Genomic DNA, 25,667 nt, shown 5'->3' on the forward strand with positions numbered 1-25,667 from the left:
TGGCCTGCTTTCGGGCCGGAGGGGGGCAAGTCCGGGCGCGTGGCTGGAGGCTTCAGGATGCCCGGAATAGCGATCATCGGCGCGCAGTGGGGAGACGAGGGCAAGGGGAAGATCACGGACTTTCTCGCGCCCGGAGCGCGGTACGTGGTGCGGTATCAGGGCGGCGCGAATGCCGGGCACACCGTCACGGCGGGGGGGCGGACCTACAAGCTCAACCTGCTGCCCAGCGGCGTGCTCCACGAGAGCGCGGTCAGCGTGCTGGGTGACGGCATGGTCATCGACCCCGAGAAGTTCCTCGCCGAGCGCCAGAGCCTCCTCGACGGCGGGCTGAGGCCCGAGCTGCGGATCAGCGACCGGGCGCACCTCGTGTTGCCCCACCACAAGTACGTGGACGGGCGCAAGGACTTCGTGGGCACGACCGGGCGCGGCATCGGCCCCGCCTACGCCGACCGGGCGCGGCGGGTGGGCCTGCGCTTCGGGGACCTCGCGGACGACGCCACCCTGCGCGAGCGCATCGAGCGGCTGCTGGAGGCCAAACCCAACTCCACGCGGGAGGCGGGCTGGTCCAGCGTGGCCGACGCGCTGGGCTACCTCCTCCCCATCCGCGACGCGCTGCTGCCCTTCGTGCGCGACACGGGGGCCGAATTGCGCCAGGCCATTAAGGACGGCGAGAACGTCCTGTTCGAGGGCGCGCAGGCCACTCTCCTCGATCTGAACTACGGCACCTACCCCTTCGTGACGAGCAGCCACCCCACGGTCGGCGGCATCCTCGTCGGGGCGGGCGTGAACCACAAGGCGGTCGGGCAGGTGTACGGCGTCGCCAAAGCGTTCAACACCCGCGTGGGCCACGGCCCCTTCGTCACCGAGGTCTTCGGCGCGATGGAGACTCGGCTACGCGGCGACGGCTCCAACCCCTGGGACGAGTTCGGCACGACGACGGGCCGCGCCCGCCGGGTGGGCTGGCTCGACCTCGACCTCCTGAAGTACGCCGTGGACGTGAACGGCCTCGACGGTCTCGTGATCAACAAGATGGACATCCTCGCGGGCCTGGAGACAGTCAAGGTCTGCGTGAGGTACGACGAAGGCGGCCAGCCCGTCTACCGCGAGCTGCCCGGCTGGACCACCACCGACGGCGCGAGTAGCCGGGGCACCCTGCCGGGGGAGGCCCAGGCGTACCTCGACCTCATCGAGGAGACCGTGAACTGCCCCGTCGTCATCTTCTCGTGCGGCCCGGCGCGGGAGCAGACGTACGGGGCGGTGACGTGGGGGTGAGGGAGGAGAGGCTGCGAGCTGTTGACAGCATCGAGAGCGTCTGGGTAAAGGAGAAGGCCATGTACCAACCCCCACACTTTCGGGAAGAACGGCTTGAAGTCCAGCACGCGCTGATTCGGAAGTTCCCCCTCGGTCTACTCATCACCGCAGGTCCGGGTGGCCTGATGGCAAATCCCATCCCCTTCGTCCTGGCACCGTCGGCTTCCGCGAAGGGGACCCTCCAGGCTCACCTGGCCCGCGCCAATCCGCAACTCCGTGAGCTTGGCCCCGCTTCCGAATGCCTCGTCGTGTTCCAGGGGCCGCAGGAGTACGTCACGCCCTCCTGGTACCCAACCAAACAGGAGACCGGCAAGGTCGTTCCCACCTGGAACTACGCCACGGTTCACGCCTGGGGCAGGCCGCGCCTGATTGAGGATGCCGCGTGGCTCGCCCACCACCTGAACGCGCTGACACGATCCCAGGAACAGGAACGCCCGGTCCCGTGGGAAGTGGCCGATGCGCCCGACTCGTACATCACTTCACAGATGAAGGGCATCGTCGGCATCGAACTGGAGATCGACCGGCTGGCGGGCAAATGGAAGGTGAGTCAGAACCGCCCGGAACCGGACCGGAGGGGCGTGGTCGCCGGGTTCCGGCAACGGGGAGAGGAGTCTCACCCGATGGCCGCGCTGGTGGCCGAATACGGTGGGGTCGGGGAGGACTGAAGTTGGGGACAAACGTTCCCCAGGCCCGTCATTCTTAGGAACCTGGGTTCAGACCACCCTAACGCCTCCTCTCCAACTCCCAACCCCTACACTCATCCCCATGACCACCCCCCCCACCATCAGCGCCGCCGACGAGCGGGAGGAAGTGCCGGGCCTGCGCGACCTGACCCATGATTGGCTCGCCGCCATCGGCGAGGACCCCGAGCGCGAGGGGCTGCTGCGGACGCCGCACCGCGTGGCGAAGGCGTGGGGCTTTCTCACCGCCGGGTATCAGAAGACCCTGCGGGACGCCGCCGGGGACGCCGTGTTCGAGGCGGAGGGCAGCGAGATGGTGATCGTCAAGGACATCGAGTTCTACTCCATGTGCGAACACCACATGCTGCCCTTCTATGGCCGGGCGCACATCGCCTACATCCCCGACGGCAAAATCCTGGGCCTGAGCAAGTTCGCCCGCATCGTGGACCTCTACTCGCGCCGCCTTCAGGTGCAGGAGCGCATCACGACCCAGATTGCCGACGCCGTGGAGGAACTGCTCGACCCGAAGGGCGTGGCCGTCCTGATGGAGGGCGTTCACCTGTGCATGGCGATGCGCGGCGTGCAGAAGCAGAACTCCTCCACGACCACCTCGGCCATGCGGGGCGTGTTCAAGGAGGACATGCGGACCCGCATGGAGTTCATGAGCGCCGTGCAGAACACATTGCGGGGTCGGTGAGGGGGCAGTCAGCCGCCAGCTTCCAGCGGCCAGATGAAGGGGAATTGGGTGGCGGAGCTGTTACGTGGCTTCCTCTGCAAGCGGCTCTTCGAATCACCCACGAGGAGGCGGGGAGAAAAGACGCTCAAGCTCTTGCTCTTTTCACTCCTCCCCCTTGAGGGGGAGGCCGGGAGGGGGTGAGCGGGCAGCGCCTCCTAAAAAACGAAGTCGTCAACCCACCCCCTGCCCCTCCTCCAACCCCGCACGCCCCAACGCCGTGCTCAACTCGTCGTAACGCGCCACATACACGACCCGCTCACCCTCGACCCGGTAATGGGAGGCGATGGGCACCTCACTTACCACCGCGCCCGTATCCAGGTCGTGCCACCGTCCCACCTGTTCGTGGACGACCTCCGCGCCCCGAGCGAAGCGGCGTCTCGTCTCAAACCGCAACCCTGCCCGTCCCAGCCAGTCGGTCAAGACGGCATGCCCGCGCACGCTGCCCCGTGGCCCGACAATCTCGATCTCCGGGTCGGAGAGGGCGAGCAGCCGCGTCTCGTTCCGCGCGTTGACGGCCTCCTCCCAGGCGCGAACGACCTCGGTGGGTGAGGGTATGGTCATGCCTTCTCCACCTCACTCAACGCTGTCTCCAGCGCCTGCCAGGCGAGCAGCGCGCACTTGCGCCGCGCGTGCAGGCGGCTCACGCCCGCCAGCGCCACGAGGTCGCCGAGCGCCGGATCGGGCAGGGCCTCGCCCATGACCATCGCCCGGTAGCTCGCGCTCAGGGCGTGAACTTCCCCCAGCGCCAGGCCGCCGAGCCGTTGCGTCATCAGGCTCGCACTTGCCCGGCTGACCGCGCAGCCCTTCCCGGTGAAGCGCACCTCCGCGAGCCGCCCATTCTCCACGCGCGCCCACACCGTGACGTGATCGCCGCAGCCGGGGTTGTCGCGCGCGGCGTGCGGGGCACCCGCAATCTGGCCCACCCCACGCGGACGCCCCCCATGCTCGGCGATGATCTGGCGGGCGACGGCTTCGGGCAGCACGGGTCTCCTCCTACTCCGGCAGCCCCAGGCGCAGCGCGGCGGCATGGAGCATCCGCACCCCCGTCTCCAGGCTGGCCTCGTCCAGGGTGAAGCGCGGGTGATGGTGCGGCCAGCGGCTGTCGGCCTCGTCGCTGCCCGAGCCGACGTTGAAGTACGCGCCGGGTGCCCGCTGGAGGTAGGCGCTGAAGTCCTCGCCGCCCATCGTGGGCCTGGCGTCCTGATAGTGCTCGGGGCCGACCGTCTCCAGCGCGATTTCCCGAAGCCGCGCGGATACCCAGTCCGTGTTGATGACGGGACGGTAGCCCAGCTCGTACCGGAACTCGTAGCCCGCCCCGTGCGCCTCACACACGCCCCTCACCACGCGCTCGATGAGTTGCGGTGCCCGCTCGCGCAGCTCCGGGTCGAAGGTCCGCACTGTGCCCAGCAGGTTCGCCGTGTCGGGGATGACGTTGTGCGTGGTGCCGCTGTGGAAGGACGTGATGGACACTACGAGCGCGTCGAGCGCCGCGACCTGACGGCTGACCACGTGCTGAAGGTTCGTCACGACCTGCGCCCCGACCGCGATGGGGTCCACCGCCTGCTCCGGGTGCGCGCCGTGCCCGCCCTTGCCCTTGATCACGATCTCCACCGTGTCCGGCGCGGCCATAAACGCCCCTGGCTTGACCGCCACCACGCCGACCGGAAGCTGCGAGTTGAGGTGCAGGCCCGTCACCACGTCCACGCCGTCCATCAGGCCCGTGCCCGTGACGAGTTCCTCCGCGCCGCCCGGCCCGATCTCCTCGGCGTGCTGGAAGATCATGCGGACCTCGCCGGGGACGTTCGCCGCGTCACTCGACAGCAGCCGCGCCACCCCGAGCAGAATCGCCGTGTGCCCGTCGTGCCCGCAGGCGTGCATGGCCCCCGGATTGCGCGAAGCGTACTCGAAGGTATTCTCCTCCTCCATCGGCAGGGCGTCGATGTCCGCGCGCAGGAGGATGGTGCGGCCCGGCTTCCCGCCCCTCAGCACGGCCAGCACGCTCGTCGCGGTCGGGCGGGAGACGGTCAGGCCCGGCATCTTCCGCAACTCGGCCTCGATGTATGCCGCCGTCTCGTGCTCCGCGAAGCCGACTTCGGGGTGCATGTGCAGGTGCCGCCGCCACGCCACGAGTTGCCCGCGCAGGGCCGCCACCGGGTCCACGGTCTGGGTCATGCCCCAGCGTAGAGCATTTGCCGGGGGAGGGCCGTTTCGGGGTCGCCAGTCGCCAGCTTCTAGTCGCCAGAGAGACCTTGAGCGCCTTCGTGAACCCGGCTGAGCCTGTCCTCAGCAACTTTTCTCTCTTGGATGTCGTAATGGGAGGCATGAAGACGACCCGCAGCCGCAGCGGCGGCAAACTCAGCAAGTGGATGGTCTACGCCCCCGTCGCCCTCGAACTCATCGGCATGGTGCGCCGCAAGCGGCAGGTGGGGCGCGGCAAGTACACCAAGCTCGGAAAACGCGACCGCGCCCTCGACTTCCTGCTGGGGCAGGCCGAGAAGCGTCTGGGCAAGCGGACCGCGAGCAAGCGCCGCTGGTTCTGAAGAGGGAGAGAAGAGGAGCGCCCTGGAGAGTGTGCCGGGGCGCTCCTCCCTGTGTTGGTGATGTTGGGCAAGCGGGGCTTGCCACCCCCACCCGGCCTCCCCCGCAAGGGGGGAGGAGTGGAAAGACGCAGCCTCTTAAGTCTGTCCTCGCGCCACCGTCTGCCTCATCGGAACCTCCGGGGAAGACGACGCCACCCTCAGCGGGGGCCGGAAGGTCCTGAGCCGCAGCGCGTTCGTCAGCACGAAGACGCTCGATAACCCCATCGCGGCGGCGGCGAGGACGGGGGAGAGGGTGACGCCCCACGGGGCCAGCACGCCCGCCGCGACCGGAATGAGGAGGACGTTGTACGCGAAGGCCCAGAAGAGGTTGACCCGGATGTTCCGCAGGGTGGCGCGTGACAGGGCCACCGCGTTCGGCACGCCGCGCAGGTCGCCGCTCATCAGAATCACGTCGGCGGTCTCCACGGCCACGTCCGTTCCCGTGCCGATGGCGACGCCCACATCCGCCCGCGCGAGGGCCGGGGCGTCGTTGATGCCGTCCCCGACGAAGGCGACGGTGCGTCCCCCCGCCTGCAACTCCGCCACCGCGTCCGCCTTGCCCTCCGGCAGGACCTCGGCCAGCACGCGCGACACCCCGACCTCGGCGGCCACGGCCCCGGCGGTCGCGCGGGTGTCGCCCGTGATCAGGGCCACTTCTGCCCCCTGCCCCTGAAGCGTGCGGATGGCCGACGCGCTGCCCTCGCGCAACGGGTCGGCGATGCCCAGCAGGCCCGCCAGTTCCCCGTCCAACGCCACGAAGACGGGGGTGCGTCCCCGAGTGGCGAGCCGGTCCGCTTCCTGCCCCAACTCGCCGAGCGGCAGCCCCAGCCGCGCCATGAACCGCGCCGCGCCGACCTCCACCCGCCGCCCGTCCACCGTCGCCCGCACCCCGAAGCCGGGCAGGGCCTCGAACTCCGTCGCCGTGGGGACCGCCAACCCCCGCTCCCGCGCCGCCCGCTCGACCGCCCTTGCCAGCGGATGCTCCGAGGAAGCCTCGGCGGCGGCAGCGAGCGAGAGCAGTTCATCCTCGCTGACGGCTGACGGCTGAGAGCTGACCGCTTCCGTGACCTCCGGTGCCCCCCGCGTCACCGTCCCCGTCTTGTCCAGCGCCACCACCCCGGCCCGGCCCAGCCCCTCCAATGCCGCCCCGGAGCGGAACAGCACGCCGAGCTGCGCGGCCTTCCCGCTGCCCACCATCACGGAGACGGGTGTGGCGAGTCCCATCGCGCACGGGCAGGCGATGATGAGGACGGCGACGGTGTGGACGAGCGCGTTCGCCAGCGCCCCCTCCCCGCCGAGCAGCAGCCACGTCAGGAAGGTCAGCGCCGCGATGACGAGGACGACGGGCACGAACACAGCCACCACCCGGTCGGCGAGGCCCTGAATGGGCGGTCGGCTCGCCTGCGCGCTCTCCACGAGGCGGACGATTCGTGCCAGCGCCGTGTCCGCCCCCACCCCCGTCGCCCGGAAGGTCAGCGCCCCCGTGCCGTTCACCGTGCCGCCCGTGACGCGGCTGCCGGTCGTCTTCTCCACGGGCACCGGCTCACCCGTCAGCATGGACTCGTCCACGTAGGAGCGGCCCTCTGTCACTTCCCCGTCCACGGGCAGCCGCTCGCCGGAGCGAATCAGGACCAGATCGCCCACCCGCACGTCGTCCGCCGCGACCTCCACCACCTCGCCGCCGCGCCGCACGCGGGCCGTGCTGGGGCGCAGGGCGAGCAGCGACCGCATCGCCTCGCCCGAGCGGCCCTTCGCCAGCGCCTCGAACAGCTTGCCGAGCAGGATCAGGGTGATGACGACCGCCGACGCCTCGAAGTAGACGTGCGCGCTCCCCACCGGGAAGAGGCCGGGCGCGACGGTCGCCAGCACCGAGTACGCGAAGGCGGCGGTCGTGCCCAGCATGACGAGCGTGTTCATGTCCGGGGAGCGGTGCCGCAGGGCCGCCCAGCCCGAGCGGTAGAAGCGCAGGCCGGGGCCGAACTGTACCGGCGCGGCGAGCGCGAGCATGATCCAGTTCAGCGCGTTCATCCCGACGTTCTCCATCAGCCACATGTGGAGCGGCATCCAGAGCATCGGCAGCATGGCGAGCAGGAAGAGGGGGATGGAAAAGGCCGCCGCGAAGAGGACAGCCCGGCGAAGGTCGGTCATCTCACGCGCCCGGCGTTCCCTGTCGGCATCCAATCTGGACTGTGCCCGCTCGGTCTCGTCCGGCACCGCGTACCCCGCCCCGCGCACCGCGTCCCTGAGGGCGGCGGGCGAGGTAGCAGCGGGCAGGTACGTCACGCTCGCCCGCTCGGTGGCGAGGTTCACGGACGCGCTCAGCACGCCCTCCGCCCGATTCAGCGCCCGCTCCACCCGCCCGACGCACGCCGCGCAGGTCATCCCCTCCACGGGGAAGCTCGCCTCCGCCGTCCGCGCCTCGTACCCGGTGTCCTCCACCCGCCGCACGAGCGTCGCCGCGTCAGTCCGCGCCGGATCGTAGGTCACGCTCGCCCGCTCGGTGGCGAGGTTGACAGCCGCCGCCTCCACCCCCTCCGCCTTCCGTAGCCCGCGTTCCACCCGCCCCACGCACGCGGCACACGTCATGCCGCCGATATCGAGTTCGAGAGTTTTCATGGGAGGAGCATATCCCCCCAGGGAGGGTCTGGCAAGCTGTCAGCCATCAGCTTTCAGCTTTCAGCCTTCCTTTGCTGATAGCTGACCGCTAATAGCTGATAGCTCCTTGACACCCTCCCCCCCTGGGTATAGCCTGACTCCATGACCACCGAACTGACGATCACCGGGATGAGCTGCGGGCATTGCGTGAAGGCCGTTGAGGGAGCCTTGAAGGCGGTACCCGGCGTGGAGGGCGTGCGGGTGGACCTGGAGGGCGGGAAGGCGACCGTGGAAGGGCAGGTGGAGGCGAACGCGCTCGTCGCCGCCGTGGCCGAGGAGGGCTACGGGGCACAGGCACGATGAGGGCGGCGCTGCTGCTCACGCTGGCGCTGACGGGTGGGGCGCTCGCCGGGACTCATACGGGCCACGGCGGGCACGGCGCGTCCACCGCGACGGGCAAGGAGGCGGGGCCGCTCGACCAACTGCGCCCGCTCCTGGGCTGGACCTTCGACGTGCGCTTTGCCCTGCGGATGATGGACCATCACCAGATGGCCGTGGATATGGCCCGCGCGGAGCTGCGGCTGGGGAACGACGCGCGGGTGAAGGCCGCCGCCCGTGAGGTCATCGCCACGCAGGAGAAGGAGATCGCCCAGCTCGGCGCGTGGGTGCGGAAGTGGACGGGCAAGAGCTACACGCCCCGGAGCATGTCCATGTCGCCGAAGGGCGATACTGACCGCTGGTTCCTGGAGGGCATGATTCCCCACCACGAGGGCGCGGTGGAGATGGCGAGGCTCGTTCCGGCCCGTTCCCAGAATCCGCAGGTCCGGCAACTCGCCGCGCGGATCGTCAGGACGCAGACGGCGGAGATCAATCAGTACCGCGCCTGGCTGAAGGACCTGCCATGACCGACACGGCCACCCACTGCCACGCCGAGAACAAGCTGTGTATGCCGGAAGACGCCCGCAAACGGGCCGCCCGACGCCTGAGCATCGCGCGGGGGCACCTCGATTCCATCGTGCGGATGCTGGAAAAGGAGGACGTGTACTGCGTGGACGTGCTGCGGCAGATCAAGGCCGTGCAGGGGGCGCTGGGCGGCGCGGGCGAGGTCGTGCTGCGTGGGCACCTTGAGGCACACGTCGCCACCGCCGCCACACGCGGCGACACGGTGGAGATGGTGGAGGAGCTGATGGAGGCGCTGCGGTACAGGTGAACTACCCCACGCCTAAAGCGGGGGCTTCTCGGGGCACGCAGTCTCCGTTGAGATACGCCCTGCCACGAAAGCAAGTCCCTTGCTCAAGATGTTCTTCGCTGCGTTCACGTCGGCGTTCTCGGCATGATCACAACTCAGGCACCTGAAGTCCGCCTGCCCCCTTCGGTTCCCCCGCTCGGTGTGCCCGCAGATACGGCACCGCTGGGAGGTGAACCTCGGGTCCACGGCGACGACTCTCCGGCCAGCTTCTTCCGCTTTGCTGGAGAGGATGGAAAAGAACTGCCCCCACGCCACATCGTGAATCTGCTTGCCCAGATTGCCCTGGGCCATGCCCTTCACACCTAAGTCTTCGTGGCAGATGAGGTCGTGCGCGGTGGTGAGCTTCTTCGCCTGTTCGTGATGCAACTGAAGCCGTTGCCGTGCCGTTTTGCGGTACAGCCTGGCGACCCGCTCCTTCGCCTTCCAGCGACGGTTGCTGCGCTTGTTGGACTTGCGCGACAGGGCGCGTTGTGCCACCCGGAGTTTCTTGCTGGAACGCTGGAAGAGCCTGTGGTTTTCGCAGAACTCCCCATCCGAGGTCACGTAAAACCACGTCGTTCCCACGTCTATCCCCACGCTGCTCCCGGTCGGCGACAGCGGCTCCGCCCTCGGCACCTCGCAGGTCAGCACTGCGTACCACTCCCGGCCCTCCCGCTTCACGGCCAGCGTCTTAAGCTTGCCGCAGAAGGGACGGTGGAGTTTGATTCGCACATTCCCAATCTTGGGCAAATAGACGTGCTTCCCGTCCCCGGAGACGCTGTTCTGCGAGGGTTGCGGGTACGTGAAGCTGTCGTACCGTTCCCTGCCCCTGAACCGGGGGAAGCCCGCTTTCTGTCCTGCCTTCACCCGGCGGAAGAAGCCCTTGAACGCCTTGTCCAGACGCTTCACCACATCTTGAAGCACTTGCGCGTTCACCCCGGCGTACTCGGGCAGCGCCGCTTTCACCTCGGGCAGCGACTTCATCTGGTCGTAGGCGGTGAGACTCTTGCCTGCCTTCCTGTACGCCCCCCGCCGTTCTTCGAGACAGCCGTTGTACAGCCGCTGGCAAAGCAGCAACGTGGTGTCCAGCGCCGCTTCTTGCGCTTTGGTGGGGGACAGGCGATAGCGAAACGCCCGCAAAGTGGTATTTTCCGTGTGCGGCACCTCCTCGAAAGGTGTCTGCCACGGTCCCGGCTGTATCAGCAGCGCGGGGCCATTGCTCGTTTAGCTTAGCACTTCTGGGCCTCAGCCTTGCCGCCCTGACGGGCGGGGGCCGCGTTTGCCCCCACGGATAAATCCGGGGGCACTGCGGCCCTTTCGGTAGAGCACTCAGCTTTCAGCCGTCAGCGGTCAGCCTGATTCCGTCCGGGCTGGCCGCCTTCCGTTGAAGGGGCGTTGTGAGGTCCGTTCCGACTCCTTCAAACGGGTGCAAAGTCGGCGGGACGGCTTAGCAAGGCGAGAACGCCGGGCGTGTAGCTCTTCCCCCCTTGCGGGGGAGGCCGGGTGGGGGGTGGCAAGTACCGCTCGCCCAACACGCGCTGGGGCGAGGAGCTACAGCGAGACGGTCACACCCTGCCCCCGATCCATCGCCTCCGCCAGGAACGCCCCCAACCGTTCCAGATACGCCCCGAGTTCGCCGTCCTCGTGTGTCTCCCGCACCTCCCGCATCATCTCCAGCGCCGTCGGCACGTCCTCGGCGGGGATGTCCTGAAGGTCCAGCAACTCGAAGTCCAAGCCGAGCTGTTCGCCCAGCGGTTGCCACAGCACCTCGAACGCCTGTTCCTTGACAGATTGGGAGCAGACGAGAAAGCGGGGGTCGGCGGTGGGGTCCTCCGGCCAGCCCTCGTCGTCGAGGTCGTCGGGGTACACGAGGCCGATCTCTTCGTCGTTCATGCAAGGCAGGTTGAGACACCTACCACCGCCCGCGCAACTCCCGCGCGAGGGCGTGGAGGTCGCCGACACTCGCGGCGGGCAGGAAGGCGTCCAGATGCGGCAGGGCGGCCTGCACCGCACGCTGCACGGGCCGGTAGCCGGACGCGGCGGCGAGCGGCGAGAGCCATACGAGGAGGCCCGCGCGGTGGCTGAGGTCGCGCAGGGCGCGCGTCAGGGCCTCCGGCTCGCCCGTGTCCAGCCCGTCGCTGAGGATGAGGACCACGGTATCGCGGGTGACGCGGGCGCGTTCCTCACGCGCGAGCCGCAGCAGATTCTCCCCGATGCGCGTGCCGCCGCCCCACGCGTCCCCGAGGTCGGGCAGGCGGAGGGGGGCACCGGGGAGAGTGCCGCGCAGGAGAGGCGTGAGCCGGGTCAGCGCCGTGCTGAAGGCGTACACCTCCACCCGCCGCGAGCGCAGGTGCAGCGCGTGGGCGAAGCGCAAGAGCAGGGTGGCGCTCCGGCCCATGCTCCGGCTCCCGTCCAGCACGAGGAGGAAGCGGGGCGCGCAGCGCGGTCGGCCCAGCCAGCGCAGCCGCGCCGGGTCGCCCGCCGTCCGTGCTGCCGCCCGCAGGGTGCGCCGGGCGTCGAGCCTCGAACCCCGGCCCTGCGGGACCAGCCGCCGTGCCCGCCCCAGTTCCACCGCCCGCGCGAGCGCCCCCGCCGCCCGCAGCAATTCCGGCAGGTCGTCGCCCCCGGCCTCCACTCCACCCCCTGCGCCCGCGTGCGGACTCAGCCGGGCAGTGAGCAACCGGGGCGGCTCGCCGGGCTGGTCCGGTTCTCCCTCCGCCTCGCGGGGTGGGGTGCGACCTCCAAGCGGTTGGGTGTCCGCCGGTTCCGGTAGGGTCTCCTCCCTCGTCTCGCCGGGCATGGGGCGGGGCTGGCCCGCGTCTCCTCCCACCCTCTGGGGCGGTGGGGGTGGAGCCTCCGTCTGGGGGAGGAGGGGCGGCAACTCCGGCGGGGGAGGCCCGGTGCGGGGCCGGAAGAGGGCGTCGAATTCCGCGTCGAAGACCCGCCCCTGCGCCGGGCTGGCCGTCAGCACGGGTCGCAGCGCGTCGCGGACCTCCCGCACGCTCAGCACGTCCACCGCGCCGAGCGCCCGCAGCCCGTCCACGATCTCCCCCGGCCCGACGAGGAAGCCGTGCCCCGACCGCAGCCGCGCCGCGAGGACGACCACCCGCGCGGGGAGGCTGGCGGGGTCCTCCACCCCCTACCCCCTCACCAGCCGCTCCAGCGTCACACGGGCGAGCGCCTGGTCCTCACGCAGCTTCAGGACGGCCCCGAGCGTCAGATTCAGCGCCCCCTCGTCCAGATGGTCGCGGTGCAGGGCGACGAGGGCGGCGGCCCAGTCGAGCGTCTCCGCCACCCCCGGCGGCTTGCCCAGCGGCAACTCGCGCAGGGCATGGACGGCCCGCGTCACCTGCGCGGCGAGGGCCTCGTCGATGCCGGGCAGCCGGGCGCGGACGATCTCCAGCTCCTGCGCGCGGGTGGGGTAGTCCATCCACAGGTACAGGCATCGGCGGCGCAGGGCGTCGCTGAGTTCGCGGGCGCGGTTGCTCGTCAGCAGGACGTGGGGGCGGCTCGTGGCGGTGATCGTCCCCAGCTCCGGCACCGTGACCTGCCACTCGGCGAGGAGTTCGAGGAGGAAGGCCTCGAACGCGTCGTCCGCGCGGTCCACCTCGTCGATGAGGAGGACGGGCGACGTGGGCTGGCTGATCGCCTCCAGGAGGGGGCGGCGCATCAGGAAGGTGGGGCCGTACAGGTCTGCGTCGGTCACGGGGCGGCCACCCGCCTCCGCCGCGCGCAGGTGCAGGAGCTGGCGGGCGTAGTTCCACTCGTACAGGGCGGCCTGCGCGTCCAGCCCCTCGTAGCATTGCAGCCGGATCAGCCGCGTGCCCAGCGCCCCCGCGAGCGTCTTGGCCGCCTCGGTCTTGCCCACCCCCGCCGGACCCTCCAGCAGCAGTGGCCTCCCCAGCGCCACGACGAGCCGCAGCGCCGTCGCCAGCGCGTCACCCGCCACGTACCCACGCTCCCGAAAGGCGGCCCGCAGGTCTCCCGGCGCGGGGGCTGGCTCTGGACGCTGACTCATGCCCCATCCTCGCCTGTTTCACAGCCCCGTGGGGTGAGACGCGCCGGGCCAGTAAGTCCGAGTAAGACTTCGTTGGAGAACGATGGGCGTGCTTGGACTGTCCTACCCAGCCTCCTCATGGGAGGAACGAAGGAAAAACATCGTTCCTGCCGAGGATATTCTCTTCCTGGGTAGACCGACCTCGGCAAGTTCTTCTCCCGAAGGGGCCGAACTCCGCCGACTCCTTCACCTTCGGTCCATGTGACGGCGGTTGAGAGGCGGGTGACACAGCCTCGCCTACCCTCTGGGCATGATCGTTCCCTTCCTGCTGTGCGTGCTGGTGGCCGCCTCCGGGCTGCACTTCGGTGCCCGCGCGTTGGCCCTGCGCCGCCTTCCCCACCTGATCGTCGTCTGCGTCCTCGCCCACGCTGCCGTGTCGGTGTTCGCCGCGTGGCTCGGGACGTTTCTGGATTCCACCCCCGCCGGGGGGCTGTGGCTGGCTGTCGCCGGGGTGAGCCTCGCCGGATTCGCCGCCGGAATGCTGTGGGAACGCCGGAAGACGGCACCCGCCGCCGAGCCGGTCCCGGCAGAAATGACCTCGGCGAGTTAGCGGGGGAGAGGGCCGCCAGTCGCCAGAGAGAACAGGAAAGATTCTTCCGCTGCTTCATGTTCCGGGCGCTGGCCGGGAAGCGCACACGTTCCCCGGTGTCCCTGGCGACTGGCGGCTGGCCCCTGGCGGCTCCCCCACGCGACTCAGGCCAGCGTCCCCGAATGTGCCCCCACCTGCGAACTCATGTTCTGAAAGGTCTTCTGGATGAGCTTCTGGGCCTGGGCATCGAGGACGCGCGCCCCCACCGTGGCGACCGGGCCGCGCATGGTGGCGTCGCCCGTCCAGTCCAGGGTGGTCGTGCCGTCGCCGTTGTCCACGACGTTCGCGCCCGCCGTCAGGTCCACGACGCTGCCGAGGCCGCCGCCCTGCACCTTGACGTTGACGCGGTGCTGCGCCTCGTCGGGCAGGACCTCGATCTTGAACTTGAACTTGCCGCGTACCATGCCCACGCCGACCTGCACGGTGGCGTCCATATGTGTGGCGTCGTGGACGACGACCTCCTGCACGTCGGGCAGGCAGCGCGCCACCCGCTCGGGGTCCTGCACGAAGGCCCACACCGCCGCCGGGGGTGCCTTTACGTGTTCCTGACCGCTGTAGTTGAGTTTCATGCTATGGACCTCGTGGCCGCGTGGGAGTGCGGCGGGAGCAGGGTGGAAGGAGGGTGCCCCCCCATTGTGCCCCACCACCGCCCGGCTGAGGTCCGGGGCACCTCCGGGGTGCCATGAGGAAGGCCGGGAGGACAGGCCCGCTCTCCGGCGACTGGCGACTGAAAACCCCGTGTAGGTCCTGAATTTGATGTGCCGGAGAGCAAATTCTGACAGAACGCCCCAAACGTCAGAGTCCAGCGGCACCGCGTCCCGACCGTTGAGGTTGAGACTCCGGTGTGACTGTGCCCGAAGGTGCTTTGAGCCGATGTGCCGATGACTACGCCGTTTCAGGCCCTCAACGGCGTTGGAAGCCGGCGACTCCCCTACCGCCTCACCAGCAGCGCCAGCGGGAAGTCCTCCAGCACCTTCGCCACCGCGATCTTCTCCCCGCGCACGCGCACCCGCTCGCCCGTCAGCACGTTCTCGTAGAGGCCCGTGCGGGGGAGGGTGAGGAGGCGGTTGCCCCAGACCTCGCCCATCGCCCACGGCGTCTTCTCCCGCGTCAGGCTGTACGTCAGGCGCGGCGCGACGGTCACGGCCAGTTCGTCCCCGTGTTCGCGGGCGAAGGCGAGGAGGTGCCTGCCCCCGCCGAGCGGTCGGTAGCCGCCGTGCCGGAACAGGTCGGGGTGCGCGGCTCTAGCCCGAAGGGCGGCCCAGGTGACGAGGAGCTTCACGCCGCCGTCCTCGTACCCGCCGAGGAGGTCGGAGGCAAGTCTCAGCCCGTTCTCCGGGTGTTTCCGCTCGATACGCGCCAGGGTCCGCGTCCGCCAGGTGTAGTCCACCGGGCGGCGGTTGTCGGGGTCCACGAGGCTCTGGTTCCAGCCCTCGCAGCCCTGGTAGGTGTCGGGCACGCCGGGGGCGGTCAGGCGGGCCAGCGTCGCGGACAGGCCGTTTTGCGCGCCATAAGGGCTGATGCGCGCGTGCAGGCCGCGCAGGTCCGTCAAGTACCGCTCGTTCGCCAGCAACCCACGGACAAGGGTGTCCAGCGCCGCCTCGTACTCGCCGTCGGGGGCGGCCCAGCTTGTCCGCAGCTTGGCCTCGCGGGCGGCCTTGAGCATGTAGGCGCTCAGGCGGTCGGCGAAATCGTCCGTCTTCCCGTCCAGCGGGTAGGCTCCCAGCGCCGTTTGCAGCAGGGTGTACGCGTCGAGGGCGGTGGGGGCCGGACCGAGTTCGGTCTGGGTCTCCAGCGAGCGGACGAGGGGCAGCCACCCGCTGAGGTGCGCGGCCCATGTCTGCGGCAGCTCGGAGAGGACGCTGAGGCGGGCGCGGGTGTCCTCTCCGCGTTTGGTGTCGTGGGTGCTGCCCGCGAGCATGGAGGCGGGCCAGCGTTCCGCCCGCTCGCGCGCCGAGGCGTGGAAGGATTTGGGCGGCGTGCCGAACAGCGCCGGGTCGCCGCCCACCTCGTTCAGCGAGAGCAGCCGCCCGTAACGGTAGAAGGCCGTGTCCTCCGCCCCCTTCGCCGTCACCGGGCCGGTGAGCTGCTGGAACTTCAGCGCGAAGTCGGCGTAGGAGGCGCGGGTTGCCTCACCCTCCGCGTCCAGCTTGAGAACTGCCTCCAGAAAGTCGAAGAGGCTCCCGCTCAGGTCGCGGTTCTGGCGGCGCACGTGGGCCTTCGCGTCGCGGACGGCGTGTTCGATCTTGGCGTCGTCGCCGGGTTCGCGCGAGCCGTCTGCCCGCACATAGGTGCGGTACACCGGGAAGGAGGCGATCACCTCGCGGATGGCGTCGCGCAGGGCGCTGAGGGTGAAGTCGCGGAAACGCAGGTCGGCCTCGGCCAGCCGCCCCAGATGCTCGGCGAGGACGTTGACCTCCCCCGGCAGCGACACGCGCTCGATCAGCGACTTGCCCCGGTAGAGGTGGTCGCCGTAGCTCTCGCGGTCGCCCGTAAAGCGGCGGTAGATCGCCGTCACCTCCTCCTCGTTCGCCCCGTCCACGAACACGCCCCCGAGTTGCGCGAGGAAGTCGTAGCCGGTCGTGCCGTGGATGGCCCAGTCCTCGGGCAGATGCTCGCCGGGTTCCAGAATCTTCTCGGCAACGACGTACAGGGGCAGCGCCTCGCGGGGCGCGTCCTCCGCCGGGGCGGGCAGGCCCAGCGCCTCCGCCGCGCCGAGTTGCAGCGCCCGGAAGTAGCCCGCCGGGTCGTACAGGCCGTCGGTGTGGTCAAGCCGCACGCCCGAAACCACGCCCTCCCGCACGAGGTCGAACAGCTTGCCGTGTGCCCAGACGAAGACGCGGGAGTCCTCCATCCGCAGGGCGGCGAGGTCGTTGATGTCGAAGAAGCGGCGGTAGTTGATCTCCTCGGACGCCACCCGCCACGAGGCGAGGCGGTAGTTCTGCTCCTGAATGAGCGAGTCGAGGAGGGCCGGGTCGCCGTTCGCGGTGTCCAGCACGCCGTCCAGCGCCTCCCGCACCGGGCGCGAGGTTTCCGTGAGGGCCGCGAGGCGCCGGGCGATGATGTCCACCTCCTCGGCGCGGGCGAGGCGGTCGGCGTCGGTGAGGTCGGAGGTGGAGCGGGGCAGATTGGCCGCCGCCCGCGCGACCGAGGCGAGTTCAGGATGCTCGGGCCGCCCCAGCAGCCGTCCCGCCACCTGCCCCAGCAGCGCCGCGAGGCTGCGCGGCGAGATGGGAAAGCGCCGCTCCCAGTACCGCAGGAAGAAGCGCCCACCGTCGCGCTCCAGCTTCAGTTCGCCGCGCTCCAGCACCCGTCCGTACTGGTCGCCGAGGGTGGGCAGCAGCACCTTGCCCTCCAGCGCCCGCTTGAGGGGCTGCCACGAGATGTCGAAGAAGTGCGCGTAGCGGCTCGCCCGCCCGTGCATCAGCACGTCCTCCCAGTACGGGTTGTGCCCGCCCTGGATGCCCATGTGGTTGGGCACGAAGTCCACGATCAGCCGCAGCCCGAGCGCGTGCGCCCGCCCCGCCAGCCGCCGCAGCCCCGCCTCGCCGCCGAGTTCGGGGTTGACCGAGGCGTGGTCGGTCACGTCGTAGCCGTGCGTCGAGCCGGGCGTGCTCGTCCAGATCGGCGAGAGGTACACGTCGGTCACACCCAGCCGCGCGAGGTAGGGCAGCACCCGGCGGGCCGCCGCGAAGTCGAAGCCCGCGTGAAGTTGGAGGCGGTAGGTGGAGGAGGGCGTGTGGCTCGTGGCCTGTGGCGTGTGGAGCGGGGCGTCGAGAACCTGGGTCATGCCCCGGACCCCAGCAGCACGGCCTCACCGGGGGCGAGGGTAGCGTCCTCGCGGCCCTCGGAGTGAAAGAGAACGGCGGAGGGCAGGCTGAGGGAGAGGATCACGGCGTCCATATTCAGCTCGGCCCCCCCGGTATTCCAGAGCAGGGCGCGTTCGCCTTCCTCCGTTCTGTGGCGCACCCATACCACGTCGCCCACAGTTCCGGCCTCCAGATTGCGGCGCTCGCGGTCCCGCAGCACGGGGTCCTCCCGGCGCAACCTCAGCAGCTCGCGGTACAGCCCCAGCGTGCGGGCGTGTTCGCCCTCCTCGCGCTCGCTCCAATCGAGTTTTGCCCCCTCGAAGGTCGCCTCCGCCTGCGGGTCGAGGATGGTGTCCCCGCCGAAGCCCTCGAAGGCGGCGAACTCGCGCTTGCGACCCTCGCTCACCAGCGCCCCCAGTTCCCCGTGGTGGTCGCTGAAGAAGGGAAAGGGCGTGGAGGCCAGCCACTCCTGCCCCTGAAAGAGTAGCGGCGTGGTGGGCAGCGTGAGGAGCAGAGTGGTGGCCCCCCGGAACATCGCGGGCGTCACCCGGCTCAGGTGGTGGATGCGGTCGCCCACCGCCCGGTTGCCGACCTGATCGTGGTTCTGGATGAAGTACACGAAGGAGGGGGAATTCAGCGCGTCGGCGGGCCTGCCGCGCGGGGCGTGCCCCTGGTCCCACTCCCACTCCTGGCCCTCGTAGACCCAGCCCCGGTTGATCACGTTCGCCACCGCCGCCGCGCCCCCCTCGTAATACTGGTAGTACCCGTCGCGGTCGCCTGCCACCGTCACGCGCATGACGTGGTGGAAGTCGTCCACCCACATGCCGTCGAGGTGGTGGTCGGTCACGAGTTCGGGCAGGTTGCGGTAGTCCTCGGCGAGCATGAGGTGGGTGCCGCCGAGCGCGTGTACCCCGTCGGCGATCTCGCGCAGGATGTGGGTGGGGGAGTCGTCCTGCATCTCCTGGGTGGCGTCCAGCCGCAGCCCGTCGAAGCGGTAGTCGCGCAGCCACATCCGCGCGTTCCCGGTGATGAGGCGGCGCATGTGGGGTTCGGCGTAGTCCAGCCCCGCGCCCCACGGGGTATGGAACCGCTCCGTGAAGTACGACGGGCTGTACGCGCTGAGGTAGTTCCCATCCGGCCCGAAGTGGTTGTACACCACATCCAGAAAGACGGCCAGCCCCAGCCCGTGCGCCGCGTCCACGAAGGCCATCAGGTCCTCGGGGCGGCCATAGGGCGCATAGGGCGAGTACAGCGCCACCCCGTCGTACCCCCAGCCGCGCGAGCCGGGAAAGGCCGCCACCGGCATCAGCTCCACGGCGGTGACGCCCAGTTCCTTGAGGTCCGGCAGCCGCTCCATCGCCGCCCGGTAGGTGCCCTGCGGGGTAAAGGTGCCGACGTGCAGCTCGTAGAAGACGCACTCGTTCAGGGGCAGCCCGCGCCAACTCGTGTTCTCCCAGGCGAAGGTGCCGAGGTCCACGACCTCCGCCTCCCCGTGCACGCCGTCGGGCAGGAAGCGCGCATAGGGGTCGGGGAGGGCCAGCCCGTCGAGGACGAACTTGTACCGTGTGCCCACGCCGACGGGGAGCACCGTCTCGAACGTGCCGCCTCCCAGCGCGTTCATGGGATGGTCTGTGCCGTCCACCCGCACGGCGACCTCACGGGCGAGGGTACTCCAGACGCGGAAGCGGGTGCCGCTCCGGTCCGGGAGGACGTGCGCGCCCAGGCGGGTTTCGGGCGAGTCGGGCGGGGTGGGGGGGGCCGGGTCATGGGCGGTGGGCGTGGTCATGGGAACTCCTTGCGGGCCACCGGGCCGGGGCGGGTGGCGCGAGAACAGAAGTTGGAGATGTTGGGAAGGTCGTCACATGGCCGGACAACCTGTGTGCAGAGAAGGTCGGGCGAGCGGGGCGGGACCGTGTGCCTTGAGGAAATGGTCATACACAGGGGCACCCCCCCGACGGATCAGCGTAGGGAGAGGCGAGCGGGTGGAGATGAGATGGACTTCAGGGAAACCGAGGTGTCTCCGCTACTGCCAAAGAGAAGGGTGAAGGAAGCCGGAACTTCCCCCACCTCTGCCGAACCGCCGGGTCCGTGCCTATTCCGTGCCTATCCGTTCCGGTCTGTGACCCGCCTGCGTCCTGGCCGCGCGCAACGGTAGAGCTTCACGCTCCGGGCCTGGAGGGTCGTCTCCTCGCCCGCCTCGACCGTCTCCTGCGCCCCGTCGTCGGTGGTGTCGAGCAGCAGTTCCCAGGCGTCGCAGTCATCCAGGTCGGGCAGGCGGAAGGGCAGGGGGATGTACGACGAACTCAGCAGCAGCAGCAGGTCGTCGTCCTTGACGGGCCTTCCCTCGGCGTCCACGTCGTCGAGGCCGTCGCCGTCGAGGAACATGCCCAGCGATTGCGTTTGCGGGTTGTTCCAGTCCGCGTCGCTCATCTCCTTGCCGTCGAATCTGAGCCACACGATGTCGCGCACGTCCGCGCCGCGAATGGTACGCCCGGAGAAGAACTTGCGGCGGTGCAGCGCCGGGTGGGCCTTCCGCAGCCGGATCAGCCGCCGGGTGAAGGCCAGCAGGTCGGCGTCGATGTTCGCCCAGTCGTACCAACTGACAGGGTTGTCCTGACAGTAGGCGTTGTTGTTGCCCTTCTGGGTACGCCCGATCTCATCCCCGCCGAGGATCATCGGCGTCCCCTGCCCGAGCAGGAGCGTGGCGAGGAAGTTGCGCTGCTGCTGGGCGCGCAGGGCGTTGATTTCCGGGTCGTCCGTCTCGCCCTCCACCCCGCAGTTCCACGTGATGTTGTGGTTGTGGCCGTCCGCGCCCCCCTCGCCGTTCGCCTCGTTGTGCTTTTGCTCGTACGTCACCGAGTCGCGCAGCGTGAAGCCGTCGTGGGCGGTCACGAAGTTGATGGAGGCGTACGGCTTGCGCCCGTCGCGCTGGTAGAGGTCTGACGATCCCGTCAGGCGGTAGCCGATCTCGGAGGCCAGCCCGCCCTCACCCTTCCAGAAGGCGCGCATGTCGTCGCGGTAGATGCCGTTCCACTCGGCCCAGTTCACCGGGAAGTTGCCGACCTGATAGCCGCCCTCGCCCACGTCCCACGGCTCGGCGATGAGCTTGACCTGGCTGATCACCGGGTCCTGGTGGATGATCGTGAAGAAGCCCGAGAGCTGGTCGACCTCGTGCAGCCCGCGCGCCAGCGTCGAGGCGAGGTCGAAGCGGAAGCCGTCCACCCGCATCTCCGTCACCCAGTAGCGCAGGGAGTCCATGATGAGCTGGAGGGTCTGGGGGTGCCGGACGTTCAGGCTGTTCCCGGTTCCGGTGTAGTCGAAGTAGAAGCGCGGCTTGTCGGCCACGAGGCGGTAGTACGTCGGGTTGTCGATGCCCTTGAAGCTCATCGTCGGCCCCAGGTGGTTGCCCTCGGCGGTGTGGTTGTACACCACGTCGAGGATGACCTCGATGCCCGCGTCGTGGAGCGCCCGCACCATGTTCTTGAACTCAGGCACCGCTCCCGCCGGGTCGCCTCGCCGCGCCGCCGCCGAGTAGCGCACGTCGGGCGCGAAGAAGCTCAGCGTCGAGTAGCCCCAGTAGTTCGTCAGGCCCTTCTCCAGCAGGAAGGGGTCGTCCACATGCTGATGGACGGGCAGGAACTCCACCGCCGTGATGCCGAGGTCCCTCAGATACCGCAGCACCGGCTCGGTCGCCACGCCCGCATACGTGCCGCGCAGCGCCTCGGGCACGTCGGGATGCGTCATCGTCAGCCCCTTGACGTGGGTCTCGTAGATCACCGACTGGTGAAAGGGGACCTTCGGCTTCTGGTCGCCCACCCAGTTGAACATCGGGTCGATGACGACGCCCAGGGGTGCCCCACGCTGTTCCTGGGTCTGCATCACGGTGTCCTCGCCGCCGGGCACGTACCCGAAGACGCCCGCCTCGAACCGCTCGGTGCCGTCGAGCGCCTTCGCGTACGGGTCGAGGAGTACCACGTTGGGGTTGAAGCGCAGACCCCTGGCGGGCGCGTACTCCCCATGCACCCGGTAGCCGTACCGCTGCCCCGGCCCAATGCTGGGGAGGTAGCCGTGCCACACGAAGGCCGTCTGCTCGCCCAGCGGGAAGCGCGTCTCCCGCCCCCGCTCGTCGAACAGGCACAGCTCGACCCCGGTGGCATTCTCGGAGTACAGGGCGAAGTTGGTTCCCTTGCCGTCCCAGGTCGCCCCCAGCGGGTAGGGACTGCCGGGCCGGATGCGCGGCGCGGTCGGCCCAGCCAGGGGAGAGGGTGTAGGTTCGGTGATCGTCATAGATTCCTGTCCTCCACGGGCACGCAGCCCGGTGTTTGTCTCGGGAAGCCGGGCGTTCCCACCGGCAGGGCCGGGGAAGCGCCCTCGCTTTGGAAACGTTACCAAACTCTTCTCACATGGCGGGCGAGGTGTGTCACACAAACCTTACAACCTCGCCCCGCACCCCTAGATAGCCCCCCCTCCTAAGTCAAGGAGGGGTCAAGGAAGGGGTGGGGGGAGTGATGAGGGATGAGGCGAGATTGGGCGGTTGGGTCGCTTGAGACGCCCCGCCCGCTCACCCCTCCCAACCTCTCCCTCAAGACGCTTGATGTGAATGAGGAAATAAGCGTACCGGATGTGCTTTTTGCTCCCTCTCCCCCTGCGGGAGAGGGCTGGGGAGAGGGGTGACGAGCACCGCTCGTCCTCCTGCCCGACGACGGGAAGGCTTCCATTGGCCCATCCATCACCCAAATCGGGCGTTCAAAAACGAGGAGCAGAAGAAGCAGGCTCCCCGTCTTCTCCCCAACCTCGCCCTACATCCCCGTCAGAACCCCAGTTGCGCCCGTGGGCGGCTGAGTTGCGCGAGGCGCTCGGGCGTCCACAGCTCGTAGGTGTACATGGGGTACTGGCGTTTGAAGCGGCCCACCCGGTCCCAGACCTCGCGCGACTCGTAGGGCACGACGAGGAGGAGGCGAATCACGGAGTCCTCGGCGTCGTAGATGTAGAAGTCGAAGTGGAAGGCCTGCTCGTTGCCCTTGTCGGTGAAGAGGGGAAAGGAGAAGGGCCGGTAGCGCCACGCCTTGCGCCGCTCGGTGAGGATGTGCGCCGCCACCCGCTTGAGATTGCTGTCGGGAAAGGTGAGCCGCTCGCCGTCGCGGTCGCGGAACACGGTCTCGGACGGCGGGGCGTCCAGTTGGACCCGCTTGAGTTCCGGGAGGGGCTTTTTCGCCACTTTGGGGGGCGACTTGCGGCCCGTGGCGGGATTGAAGCCGCCCTCGCCGCCGCCCGGTCCCGCCGTGCGCCCGCCTCCACTGCGCCGCGCCGGGTTGGTGCCGCCGCGTTGATTCGCGTTCCCGGTCCCGCTGCGGCCTGCGCCCCCACGCGGGGCGGCGGGACGGGTCTCACCCTTCGCCCCCTCCCCCTCGGCACGCGGCGTGCGGTCGCGCACGGGGGCGGAGGTGTCCCGCGTCGCCCCGCCCCGCCCCTGCGCGGTGTTGCGCTTCGGCGCGCGGCCTCTTGATCCCTTCTTGGGTCCGGTCATGGGGGTAGTGTAGCGGCCAGCTTCCAGCCGCCAGCGGCCAGAAAGACAAAAACCCCAGCTTTCGCCGGGGCCTGTGGTGTTCTGGTTGCTGGAAGCTGGCCGCTGGAAGCTCTACCTCGCCAGCTCCCGCACCAGGCTCAGGTTCACGAAGCGGCTGAGGTCCGGCACGTCCCGCGCGAAGCCCGCCTCCTTGTTGAGCTGGGCGTACTCGGCGAGGGTCTTGAGGTTGATGTCCCACGTGACGCGTGTGCGGGCGAGCGCCTTGAACAGTTCGGCGGAGTTGGGGCGCTTGCCCGTGAACTCCTGAATCTGGTCGGCGATGGCCTTTTGCGCCCCCGCGTTGCTCCTGCCGATAAAGGCGATGGCGGCGAGGTGCCCGCGCAGCAGCCCCCGCACGGCCTCCGGGTTCTGCTCGGCGAAGCGGGTGTTCACGACGAGGACGGTGGTCGTGTAGTTGCCGCCCTCCCAGATCGCCTTCTCGTTGGCGATGAGGCGTGCGCCCTGCGTCTCCATCACAGCTCCCCACGGCTCCTGCACGAGCGCGGCGTCCACCTGCCTGCTGGCGAAGGCGGCGGGCATATTCGCCGGGTCGATGGGCACGACCGTCACGGTGCCGCCCTCGTCGGTCGCCCGCAGGCCGTTGACGTGGAGCAGGTGCCGCAGGCTGATGTCCTGGGTGGAGCCGCGCGTGGGCACGGCGACCTTCTTGCCGCTCAGGCCCTTCACATTGCGAATGCCGCTGTCCTTGCGGCCCACGAGCACTGCGCCCGCGTTCGCCGCCCCCGCGTACACCTGCACGGGCACGCCCCGCAGGAAGGCGTTCATCGCCGGGCCGGGGCCGACATAGGCCGCGTCGATGGCCCCCGCCGCGAACGCCTCGTTGACCTGCGAGCCGTTGGCGAACTCCCTGACGGTCAGCCTGACGTTCCCGAGTTCCTTCTGGAACAGCCCGCGCTGCACGCCCACCAGTCCGGCGGCGTGCGTGACGTTGGGGAAGACCCCCAGCCGGAGTTCTTTAGCTTGTTGAGCCTCCGCCCCACCCAGCGTGAGGGCGAGCGTGGCGAGAGAGAGAAGGGTGCGCTTCATCCCGAATACAATAGCAGATAAAGTGAGTCATTTTGTAAACTAGTCTGACCGATGTTTTTGCTGGTGGCTGGAAGCTGGCGGCTGGCCGCTGGCCGCTGGCCGCCCCAACTCGCAACCCCGCCTCTCCGAATCGTGAACCGGGCTTCAGCGAAACGGGAAAGTCCGCACGCCCTCACCTTTCAAGAATGGCCGCAAAGGGAGGGAACACATGATTTCCAGAGCCGCCATCCGGCGCATTCAGGAGCTGCCCGACAATGCGATGGTCCTCATGGCCGTCGTCAACGACAACCCCGCGCTGGTGGACAACGAGGGCGGGGCGCTGCAAACCCGCGCGAAGGTCGCCATGCAGGAGGCGGGCGTGCCCCCCACGGTCATGGCGCAGGTCCTCGACGACCTCGGCCACGTGCGCGACCACAGCGGCAAGAGTTCGCTGTACGTGGTGGGCAGCGACGGCAGCTCCTTCGAGCGCCACGACATCAACGCCGACCTGCCCGAACGCTTCCACTACGGGCGGCCCCTCAAGTCCATGCTGGCGGGCATCCTCGACCTGCTGCCCACCGTGGCTGTCCTCGCGGTGGACCGGGAGTGGGCGCGGCTCTTCCTGCTGCGCCAGGGCGAGCTGATCGAGATTCGGCGTCAGGAGAACGTGCGGCTGGACGACGGCGAACGCTGGGACACGGTGGTGTCGGGCACCCGCCATGTGCCGGGCGCGCAGGGGACGGGCGGCCAGGGCAGCGGCCCGCGCAGCGACAGCGGCACCGACCTCTTCGAGAACCGCGAGTCGGCGGCGCAGCAACGCTTCTACAACGGCATCGTGGCCGAACTCAGCGAGATGATGACGCGGCGGGACATCGAGTCGCTTATCCTCGTGGGGCCGGTGCAGCGGCTCGCGGAGTTCAAGGCGGAGATTCCCGACAAGGCCCGCTTCGAGGTCATCGGCGAGACGAATGTGACGGGCGGGGCGGGCTGGGTCAACCCGGCGGACATCCTCGAAAAGATTCAGCCCATGCTCGAAGAGCACCGCCTGAGGACCGAGGACGCCCTGCTCGGCGAGATTCAGGAGAGCGGCGTCATGGAGACCGAGCGCGTGCTGGAGATGCTTCAGGAGGCCCGCCTCTACCGCCTCGTCATCCCCGAGGACGGCTCGCAGATGCACCTGTACCGCAGCCACAACCGCGAGGTCCCGTACTTCACGAGCAAGAAGGACGTGACCGAGAGTCCCCTCGACGGCAGCCTGATGGAGCGCGTGACGCTGGAGGAAGTGCTGGACGACTTTATCGACCTCTACGGGGTGGAGGTGAAGCGCGTCCACGGCGACCACGCCATGCGGCTGGTGAAGGAATACGGCGGGCTGGCGGGGCTGCCCAGGTACTGAGGAGTCCTCACAACAGGAGAGAAGAGAACGATGCGGCGTCCCGCTCAAGTGGAAGCGGGGCGCTATCGTTGTTGCCCTCCCCCAGACACGCGGCA

23 protein-coding genes are annotated in these 25,667 nt (G+C 69.3%); 9 read left to right on the plus strand and 14 right to left on the minus strand.

Annotated elements, in window-relative coordinates; translation table 11 throughout:
• Positions 1-57 precede the first annotated feature (57 nt).
• The 3 genes from V3W47_RS12055 (at position 58) to folE (ending at position 2,688) form a co-directional block, all read left to right on the plus strand.
• Complete coding sequence (locus V3W47_RS12055; RefSeq protein ID WP_331825460.1) at positions 58-1,272, plus strand: adenylosuccinate synthase; 1,215 nt, start codon at positions 58-60, stop codon at positions 1,270-1,272.
• Positions 1,273-1,331: 59 nt separating this feature from the next.
• Complete coding sequence (locus V3W47_RS12060; RefSeq protein WP_331825461.1) at positions 1,332-1,976, plus strand: FMN-binding negative transcriptional regulator; 645 nt, start codon at positions 1,332-1,334, stop codon at positions 1,974-1,976.
• A gap of 100 nt (positions 1,977-2,076) precedes the next feature.
• A complete protein-coding gene (gene folE, locus V3W47_RS12065) occupies positions 2,077-2,688 on the plus strand; it encodes a GTP cyclohydrolase I FolE (protein ID WP_331825462.1) in 612 nt (203 codons plus the stop codon).
• A 210-nt stretch (positions 2,689-2,898) separates the two neighbouring features.
• On the opposite strand, the gene V3W47_RS12070 is transcribed toward folE, so the two are convergent.
• From V3W47_RS12070 to V3W47_RS12080, 3 genes are read right to left on the minus strand one after another with little or no spacing between them, the layout of a single operon-like run.
• Complete coding sequence (locus V3W47_RS12070) at positions 2,899-3,288, minus strand: nuclear transport factor 2 family protein (RefSeq protein WP_331825463.1); 390 nt, start codon at positions 3,286-3,288, stop codon at positions 2,899-2,901.
• Positions 3,285-3,710 (minus strand): Fe-S cluster assembly sulfur transfer protein SufU, encoded by a 426-nt coding sequence (gene sufU, locus V3W47_RS12075; protein ID WP_331825464.1) that lies wholly within the window; start codon positions 3,708-3,710, stop codon positions 3,285-3,287. The genes V3W47_RS12070 and sufU overlap by 4 nt, the downstream gene beginning before the upstream one ends.
• A gap of 10 nt (positions 3,711-3,720) precedes the next feature.
• Positions 3,721-4,899, minus strand: coding sequence for an amidohydrolase (locus V3W47_RS12080; RefSeq protein ID WP_331825465.1), 1,179 nt, complete (start codon positions 4,897-4,899; stop codon positions 3,721-3,723).
• Positions 4,900-5,048: 149 nt separating this feature from the next.
• Between V3W47_RS12080 and V3W47_RS12085 the strand changes: the two genes are divergently transcribed.
• Positions 5,049-5,267, plus strand: coding sequence for a hypothetical protein (locus V3W47_RS12085; RefSeq protein ID WP_331825466.1), 219 nt, complete (start codon positions 5,049-5,051; stop codon positions 5,265-5,267).
• A 135-nt stretch (positions 5,268-5,402) separates the two neighbouring features.
• Here V3W47_RS12085 and V3W47_RS12090 read toward each other — a convergent pair whose 3' ends face one another.
• Positions 5,403-7,922: a heavy metal translocating P-type ATPase gene (locus V3W47_RS12090; RefSeq protein WP_331825467.1), complete on the minus strand. Its 2,520-nt coding sequence runs from the start codon at positions 7,920-7,922 to the stop codon at positions 5,403-5,405.
• A gap of 141 nt (positions 7,923-8,063) precedes the next feature.
• Between V3W47_RS12090 and V3W47_RS12095 the strand changes: the two genes are divergently transcribed.
• Genes V3W47_RS12095 through V3W47_RS12105 form a run of 3 tightly spaced genes read left to right on the plus strand, consistent with a single transcriptional unit; the run spans position 8,064 to position 9,111 of the window.
• Positions 8,064-8,264, plus strand: a complete 201-nt coding sequence (locus V3W47_RS12095; protein WP_331825468.1) for a CopZ family metallochaperone — start codon at positions 8,064-8,066, stop codon at positions 8,262-8,264.
• On the plus strand, positions 8,261-8,806 hold the full coding sequence (locus V3W47_RS12100) for a DUF305 domain-containing protein (protein WP_331825469.1): 546 nt from the start codon (positions 8,261-8,263) through the stop codon (positions 8,804-8,806). Before V3W47_RS12095 ends, V3W47_RS12100 begins: the two co-directional genes overlap by 4 nt.
• Positions 8,803-9,111, plus strand: a complete 309-nt coding sequence (locus tag V3W47_RS12105; RefSeq protein ID WP_442877224.1) for a metal-sensitive transcriptional regulator — start codon at positions 8,803-8,805, stop codon at positions 9,109-9,111. The genes V3W47_RS12100 and V3W47_RS12105 overlap by 4 nt, the downstream gene beginning before the upstream one ends.
• A 12-nt stretch (positions 9,112-9,123) precedes the next feature.
• Here the strand turns inward: V3W47_RS12105 and V3W47_RS12110 are convergent, their stop codons facing one another.
• The 4 genes from V3W47_RS12110 to V3W47_RS12125 form a co-directional block, all read right to left on the minus strand.
• Positions 9,124-10,293, minus strand: coding sequence for an RNA-guided endonuclease InsQ/TnpB family protein (locus V3W47_RS12110; protein ID WP_331825470.1), 1,170 nt, complete (start codon positions 10,291-10,293; stop codon positions 9,124-9,126).
• Positions 10,294-10,680: 387 nt separating this feature from the next.
• Entirely contained in the window at positions 10,681-11,022 is a 342-nt protein-coding gene (locus tag V3W47_RS12115; RefSeq protein WP_331825471.1) for a hypothetical protein, read from the minus strand.
• Positions 11,023-11,041: 19 nt separating this feature from the next.
• Complete coding sequence (locus tag V3W47_RS12120) at positions 11,042-12,265, minus strand: VWA domain-containing protein (RefSeq protein ID WP_331825472.1); 1,224 nt, start codon at positions 12,263-12,265, stop codon at positions 11,042-11,044.
• 3 nt (positions 12,266-12,268) lie between these two features.
• A complete protein-coding gene (locus V3W47_RS12125; RefSeq protein ID WP_331825473.1) occupies positions 12,269-13,147 on the minus strand; it encodes an AAA family ATPase in 879 nt (292 codons plus the stop codon).
• A 289-nt stretch (positions 13,148-13,436) separates the two neighbouring features.
• On the opposite strand from V3W47_RS12125, the gene V3W47_RS12130 reads away from it, so the two are divergent.
• Positions 13,437-13,736, plus strand: a complete 300-nt coding sequence (locus tag V3W47_RS12130) for a hypothetical protein (RefSeq protein ID WP_331825474.1) — start codon at positions 13,437-13,439, stop codon at positions 13,734-13,736.
• A gap of 143 nt (positions 13,737-13,879) precedes the next feature.
• Here V3W47_RS12130 and V3W47_RS12135 read toward each other — a convergent pair whose 3' ends face one another.
• The 6 genes from V3W47_RS12135 to V3W47_RS12160 form a co-directional block, all read right to left on the minus strand.
• Complete coding sequence (locus tag V3W47_RS12135) at positions 13,880-14,344, minus strand: SRPBCC family protein (protein WP_331825475.1); 465 nt, start codon at positions 14,342-14,344, stop codon at positions 13,880-13,882.
• A gap of 362 nt (positions 14,345-14,706) precedes the next feature.
• Positions 14,707-17,565 carry a malto-oligosyltrehalose synthase gene (gene treY, locus V3W47_RS12140; protein ID WP_331825476.1) on the minus strand — a complete coding sequence of 953 codons (2,859 nt, stop codon included), beginning with the start codon at positions 17,563-17,565 and terminating at the stop codon, positions 14,707-14,709.
• A complete protein-coding gene (treZ, locus tag V3W47_RS12145) occupies positions 17,562-19,370 on the minus strand; it encodes a malto-oligosyltrehalose trehalohydrolase (RefSeq protein ID WP_331825477.1) in 1,809 nt (602 codons plus the stop codon). Before treZ ends, treY begins: the two co-directional genes overlap by 4 nt.
• A 317-nt stretch (positions 19,371-19,687) precedes the next feature.
• A complete protein-coding gene (gene glgX, locus V3W47_RS12150) occupies positions 19,688-21,871 on the minus strand; it encodes a glycogen debranching protein GlgX (protein WP_331825478.1) in 2,184 nt (727 codons plus the stop codon).
• 523 nt (positions 21,872-22,394) lie between these two features.
• On the minus strand, positions 22,395-23,111 hold the full coding sequence (locus tag V3W47_RS12155) for a hypothetical protein (RefSeq protein WP_331825479.1): 717 nt from the start codon (positions 23,109-23,111) through the stop codon (positions 22,395-22,397).
• Between the two features lie 111 nt (positions 23,112-23,222).
• Entirely contained in the window at positions 23,223-24,197 is a 975-nt protein-coding gene (locus V3W47_RS12160) for an ABC transporter substrate-binding protein (RefSeq protein ID WP_331825480.1), read from the minus strand.
• A gap of 208 nt (positions 24,198-24,405) precedes the next feature.
• Here V3W47_RS12160 and V3W47_RS12165 point away from each other — a divergent pair, with 208 nt between their 5' ends.
• Complete coding sequence (locus tag V3W47_RS12165) at positions 24,406-25,572, plus strand: VLRF1 family aeRF1-type release factor (RefSeq protein WP_331825481.1); 1,167 nt, start codon at positions 24,406-24,408, stop codon at positions 25,570-25,572.
• The last annotated feature ends 95 nt before the right edge of the window (positions 25,573-25,667 follow it).

Origin of the sequence: Deinococcus sp. YIM 134068, assembly GCF_036543075.1 — a bacterium.
In the GTDB taxonomy this organism is placed as follows: Bacteria; Deinococcota; Deinococci; order Deinococcales; family Deinococcaceae; genus Deinococcus; species Deinococcus lichenicola.

Bases quoted from the DNA above. Each gene is read 5' to 3' on its own strand.
- V3W47_RS12055 (WP_331825460.1), top strand. From the start codon at position 58: ATGCCCGGAATAGCGATCATCGGCGCGCAGTGGGGAGACGAGGGCAAG.
- V3W47_RS12060 (WP_331825461.1), top strand. From the start codon at position 1,332: ATGTACCAACCCCCACACTTTCGGGAAGAACGGCTTGAAGTCCAGCAC.
- folE (WP_331825462.1), top strand. From the start codon at position 2,077: ATGACCACCCCCCCCACCATCAGCGCCGCCGACGAGCGGGAGGAAGTG.
- V3W47_RS12070 (WP_331825463.1), bottom strand. From the start codon at position 3,288: ATGACCATACCCTCACCCACCGAGGTCGTTCGCGCCTGGGAGGAGGCC.
- V3W47_RS12080 (WP_331825465.1), bottom strand. From the start codon at position 4,899: ATGACCCAGACCGTGGACCCGGTGGCGGCCCTGCGCGGGCAACTCGTG.
- V3W47_RS12085 (WP_331825466.1), top strand. From the start codon at position 5,049: ATGAAGACGACCCGCAGCCGCAGCGGCGGCAAACTCAGCAAGTGGATG.
- V3W47_RS12090 (WP_331825467.1), bottom strand. From the start codon at position 7,922: ATGAAAACTCTCGAACTCGATATCGGCGGCATGACGTGTGCCGCGTGC.
- V3W47_RS12095 (WP_331825468.1), top strand. From the start codon at position 8,064: ATGACCACCGAACTGACGATCACCGGGATGAGCTGCGGGCATTGCGTG.
- V3W47_RS12100 (WP_331825469.1), top strand. From the start codon at position 8,261: ATGAGGGCGGCGCTGCTGCTCACGCTGGCGCTGACGGGTGGGGCGCTC.
- V3W47_RS12105 (WP_442877224.1), top strand. From the start codon at position 8,803: ATGACCGACACGGCCACCCACTGCCACGCCGAGAACAAGCTGTGTATG.
- V3W47_RS12115 (WP_331825471.1), bottom strand. From the start codon at position 11,022: ATGAACGACGAAGAGATCGGCCTCGTGTACCCCGACGACCTCGACGAC.
- V3W47_RS12125 (WP_331825473.1), bottom strand. From the start codon at position 13,147: ATGAGTCAGCGTCCAGAGCCAGCCCCCGCGCCGGGAGACCTGCGGGCC.
- V3W47_RS12130 (WP_331825474.1), top strand. From the start codon at position 13,437: ATGATCGTTCCCTTCCTGCTGTGCGTGCTGGTGGCCGCCTCCGGGCTG.
- V3W47_RS12135 (WP_331825475.1), bottom strand. From the start codon at position 14,344: ATGAAACTCAACTACAGCGGTCAGGAACACGTAAAGGCACCCCCGGCG.
- treY (WP_331825476.1), bottom strand. From the start codon at position 17,565: ATGACCCAGGTTCTCGACGCCCCGCTCCACACGCCACAGGCCACGAGC.
- treZ (WP_331825477.1), bottom strand. From the start codon at position 19,370: ATGACCACGCCCACCGCCCATGACCCGGCCCCCCCCACCCCGCCCGAC.
- glgX (WP_331825478.1), bottom strand. From the start codon at position 21,871: ATGACGATCACCGAACCTACACCCTCTCCCCTGGCTGGGCCGACCGCG.
- V3W47_RS12155 (WP_331825479.1), bottom strand. From the start codon at position 23,111: ATGACCGGACCCAAGAAGGGATCAAGAGGCCGCGCGCCGAAGCGCAAC.
- V3W47_RS12160 (WP_331825480.1), bottom strand. From the start codon at position 24,197: ATGAAGCGCACCCTTCTCTCTCTCGCCACGCTCGCCCTCACGCTGGGT.
- V3W47_RS12165 (WP_331825481.1), top strand. From the start codon at position 24,406: ATGATTTCCAGAGCCGCCATCCGGCGCATTCAGGAGCTGCCCGACAAT.